The sequence below is a fragment of the Tateyamaria pelophila genome (genome assembly GCF_019966495.1).
In the GTDB taxonomy this organism is placed as follows: Bacteria; Pseudomonadota; Alphaproteobacteria; order Rhodobacterales; family Rhodobacteraceae; genus Tateyamaria; species Tateyamaria pelophila.
The window spans coordinates 1-4981 of sequence record NZ_JAIMIA010000203.1 but is presented as its reverse complement, the minus strand read 5'-3'; the positions used below and the strand labels follow the sequence as shown (position 1 = coordinate 4981).

At 57.5% G+C, this 4981-nt stretch carries 3 protein-coding genes; 2 read left to right on the top strand and 1 reads right to left on the bottom strand.

Translation table 11 applies throughout. From position 1 onward, the window contains the following. A partial coding sequence (locus tag LC354_RS26280; protein WP_223421634.1) for a transposase occupies window positions 1-410 on the bottom strand: 410 nt, incomplete at its 3' end. On the opposite strand from LC354_RS26280, the gene LC354_RS26275 reads away from it, so the two are divergent. Both LC354_RS26275 and LC354_RS26270 read left to right on the top strand, forming a co-directional pair. Then, the gene (locus LC354_RS26275; RefSeq protein ID WP_223428914.1) at window positions 409-3432 is read left to right on the top strand and encodes a LodA/GoxA family CTQ-dependent oxidase; all 3024 of its coding nucleotides are present in this window, start codon (window positions 409-411) and stop codon (window positions 3430-3432) included. The genes LC354_RS26280 and LC354_RS26275 overlap by 2 nt on opposite strands. 1 nt (window position 3433) lies before the next feature. Next, entirely contained in the window at window positions 3434-4528 is a 1095-nt protein-coding gene (locus LC354_RS26270; RefSeq protein ID WP_223428913.1) for an NAD(P)/FAD-dependent oxidoreductase, read from the top strand. The last annotated feature ends 453 nt before the right edge of the window (window positions 4529-4981 follow it).

Genomic DNA, 4981 nt, shown 5'->3' with positions numbered 1-4981 from the left:
TCAGACAGAGCCGCCCGGTTCTCTGCGGTCGCCAGTCCCTCGGTCTCGAACCGGCCCATCTGCGACGTGGATGCGGCATGCGCATCGACGGCACGGCCACCGACAACCTGGCGCATCACGGGATCGAGCGCGAGACGGTCGGCGTCATTGACGTCCCCGTATCCTGCCAACCGGCCGTAGACCGATTGCCGAAACAGCCCGTCGAGCCGGTGGATCGTGTTCTTGCCACGGCGATTATCGCACAGGGCAGCAGACGCCAGATTGGACAGACCGAGCGCGTCATCAAGCTCGCGCATCACCAGAAGGCCGCCATCCGAACTGAGCTGAGCGCCCCGGAATTCCAGCCGCACGCGAGGGTCAAAATCCACACGATCTGCCCGCTGCAAGCCCGCACCCTCTGGGTGATCCATGAAACACATCCTCCGCAGCAACCAACGCCATGATATATATAGAAAATATCACGTTCAAGACAGCGAAATCAGAGATCTACTTGGGGAATGCGGGCTCAAGGGAGAAGTCATTTTCAACAAGGACATTCCCGAAGACCTCCAGCACGGGTTGTTCGCCAACCCGGGAAAAAAGCACCCGGTCTATGTGCGCTATTCCTCCGACCTTGCTGATGGGCGCCCTGACTGGATGAGCACCATTGGCATCGGCATCAAGATCTTCGACATGCCAGGCGAGAAGTTTGTGTCAGATGACGGGGCGAACACCGCTGACCTGTTGTTGCAAAACGTACCTTTCTTCTTTGTCGATACCGCCAAGGAAATGTGTGAGTTTACCAAAGCCAGCTTTGAAGGGTGGGGGGATGAGTGGGCCCAGCGCAATGCGCCAGACACCAATAGTCTGTTGGATATGCTTGAGAAACCAATCCGCTCCGTACTCGCCACGGACCTGTGGAGCGTTGTGCCGTTTCGGTTGGGGAAGTCTTACTGCAAATATATATTGATGCCCGGCACATCGACCTTTGCAGGTGATCCTGACATCAATGACCCGGATTTTCTGGGCAAGGATCTGGCAGGGCGCATGGCCAAAGGCGAGGCCACGCTTGAAATCTACATCCAGAAACGGCCTGACGCCAAAGACCTTGGTCAGACATATATTGACGAACATTTCCCATTGGACCGCGCAACCGTCATCTGGGATCAGGACGAGGCTGTTCCCGTTCATGTCGCCACCATCAAATTGCCGAAACAGGATATCAGCAAAGCGGAACAGGAAACCTACGGCGACTGGCTGGCGTTCAACATCGGACGTGTTCCCGAGGCCAATGCTCCAGTCGGCAGCATCGCCGATGCCCGAATGACAGTTTATCAGGCCAGTGCGAATTACCGCCGCGCGCAAAATGGCCAGCCCGAGACAGAGCCGAAAAAGCCGGGCGCACCAAAAATCGAAAACCCCAAATGCCCATTCCCGCACCAAAAGCCGGAGATTGCGCCCGTCGCTCTGAGCGCAGAGCAGATCGAGCGTATCACCGAGGTCCGCATTCACCCCGGCATCGGTGTCGCACGCGTCGGCAACAGCCAGATGGGTGGCAAGGACGGATATTATATCGGGCCCGAAGTCACGCATCCGGAATTGACGAAATTCGGCGCGAGCCGAGATCCGGCCGGCGCGCTGAAACGGCAGGTCGCCCGGTTCCGGGTCTATGGTTACGACAGATACGGCAATGTCGTCGCCGAGATCCAGCAGGCGCACAATTCAGAAATCATGTGGTCGGTGCACGTCGCCAACAAAAAGGCGCAGTGGTACGAATTCGACGCCGCCATGGACATACCGGCGACCGAACATCTCACCGTGCCCTTGCGCAATCCCAAGGTGAATGGGGCGGGCCGCGATGCCTTATGTATCGATGGCGGCCATACCCAGATTTCCGGGCTGTCGATGCAGGATTCGACCTTCGCTATGACGGGCAGTTTTCAGGGCACGCCGGTCTATCTGGGCGAGCTCAGAACAGACGAGGTCGGCAGATTGCTCGTCTTTCCGGGGCACGGTGTTTCGGCCAGCCCATCAAACCAGCCGATCTATAATCCGCAGAACCCGGCCAGCTTCAACAATGCGGCAGGGTGGTACGACGATATCGCGGACGGCCCGGTGCATGCCACCGTGCGCATTGGCAACAAGGATTTCGAGGCAGACCCGGCCTGGGTGACTGCGGCGCCGCCCAACTATGCACCCGATCTGACGAGCTGGCGGACCATGGATGACCTGATCCGTAGCGTTTCTATCGGCGCGGGCATGATGGAGTTTCCCAAGCGGATATCCTTCCGCACGCACGTCCAGCCGATCCTTGAACGCATGAGTGCTCTGCAATGGGTCAACAAGGGCATCTCGGCGCTGTTTGGCGCAGAGGGTCCGATGAATTTCGAAGATCCACAGCTGATGCGCAAACTCGCCTTTGCGCCCGAAAGCAGCCTGTATCCGGACCCGTATGGCGAACTCAGGCGCACGATCTACAACAGCTTCCGAAGTGCCACCGGTAAGGACATGGACCAAAGCAGCTGGCCCTGGGAATACGGGGATACGTTCGGATATTCGGGGGCGCAGGACGACCAGACCGAAATCGACGCTCAGAGCTATCTCCGTCTGCCGCCGTATTATGAGTACATCATGACACGCTGGGTGCAGGGTGATTTCATTAGCGACTATGACGGCGCCAGCCAACCATACGAAAAACTCGAAGACGTCGATTTGCAGGCGCAGCCCGAAATGCTGGATCGTGCCAATATGCATTTCTGTCTGGCCGATGCATTTCACCCGGGGTGCGAACTGACATGGCCGATGCGTCACGCCTCCATGTATCGCGCGCCTTATCGCATCAGAGAGCGGGCGTCGGGCAAGACGGATCCCAGCTATGGCCCGAACCTCACGCAAACCGAGGTTCTGAGGATGGGCGGACCGCTTTATGATCAGGGTCCGGGCGATCTGACCCGATGGATGGCGCTTCCATGGCAGGGCGATACGGCCTATTGCCGCTCAGGCTACGAGATGGAATACGATCCTTACGTGCCAACCTATTGGCCCGCGCGTGTGCCCAACCAAGTGATGACCTATATCGACTACCAGACCCTGTGCGACACCAAGCGGCCCATGGACGAGCGCATTGCGGCCTTCCACAACCGACCTTCATGGTTGCGCCAATTGCCGTCCCAAGACCCGGCGCCTGAGCAAATGATGTACATGATCCATCACTTTGGCGATCTGGGCGTCTTGGAAGCGCGGCCAAGACCGGACGATATGGATTGGCTGCCGGAGCATGTTTATGTGGAAAACCTGACGCCGGTCAAAGAAGGCGAACTGGAACAGGCTCACAAGAAGTTCACCGAGCGTTATGCCAAACTGGGGTTCCATGATCGTCTGCTTCAGGAGGCGGGATGGTTCAGCGAGGAACAACGGCAAGAGTTCATGACCATAAAGCTCCGGGGCCAATGATGTGTACTGCGCCGACATAGCAGTCCTGGGCGTAGGTCCGGCAGGCATTGCCGCAGCGTTGGCCCTCAGCCAATCAGGCCTGAACGTGTGCCTGATCGGCGAAACCGTGGGCGAGGGCCCGAAGGTCGGAGAGTTTCTGCCCGCTTCCATTCTCCGACTGTTTCGCACGCTTGGTCTGGACGGATTGGAAGACGTTCTCAGCGTCGAAAACTTCCTGCATTGCAACGCCAAGAAGTCCGCGTGGGGCAGCGAGATCTGGACTTATCATGACAGCCTGCGCGATCCCGAAGGCGGTGGATGGCACATCCTGAGACACAGCTTTGAAAAAGAGCTTTTGGCGCTTGCGGGAAAGCGCGGCATTCCTTTTCACGAAGGCAGGTTGCTGGAGGTTTCTGACAATGGTGCGCAGTTCCGCGTGCGCGCGCAGGGCAAACAGGGCCCATTCGAGATCCAAAGCCCGCGCCTTATCGATGCGACAGGGCGCAAGGCTTGGCTCGTGCGGCGCGTTGCCTCGGCGCCGCGCAAGCGAAACACGCAGATGGCCGTTGTTGGGTGGCTCAATGACCCTCACCACACAATTGAGCGGGTGACACAGGTAAAATCCGTCGCCCATGGGTGGTGGTACACGGCACCTTTACCCGGGCAACAACGGGTGGTCGCCTTTCATGGCTTGCCCGATAGCGTCAGCCATTATTTCCGACGGCCAGATCTTTTTTTGAAACAAGCGCAGCGAGACAGCCTGTCGGACGGCGCAGCGCTCATCGGACCGCTGTACAGCTGCGATGCAAGCGTGGCGCTCAGCCCAAATATCGCGGGAAAACGCTGGCTGGCAGTGGGAGATGCCGCTCTCAGCTTCGATCCACTGTCATCTCAAGGACTGCATTTTGCCTTTTACAGCGCGATCAAGGCACGCGATGCGATCTGCAAGTCACAGCAAACTGACGATGAGGGGGAAGCCTACAAGGCGATGCAACTCTACTGCGCACAAATTTCCGATGTCTTTGCAGCAAACCAGCAAACGCGCGCTCTATTTTACAATCAAGAACGCCGGTACCGGGACTCGCCGTATTGGTCGGAACAGCGCAGAAACTTTTAAGTGCTGCGGGTTTGCCGAATACCCAATGACCTAATGTTCGGGCAAAGTCGAATAACCGGACGCCAAAAAAGGTTCTTGTCGACCCATTCGCAGCATTCGATCGCGATTTCAAAAAAACATGTTGCCGCATCAATGGGTGCGCCTGCAGAGATCTTGCCGCCGAAAGCAAGTATCTCCGCTTTCTTGTCTGATCCTAGTAAGGGCTTCGGAGTCCACCGCGTCCGGGTCGCTCTTGTCATAGGTGATGACCTGATAACGGCTCTCCGTCCTTGATGAGGGGCTGGCACAACATCAAACCACAGCCGTTCAGAAATGATCATATCATCGCGTGAGATGTGGCGGATGTCTGATTTACGCTTGGAGAATTACCAGTCTGAACCGACATTCCCCAAGTGGCCTGCCATCTGACGCGAAGATCGCCTGATCAGGCCTGCGGATCAAGTATCTTTTACC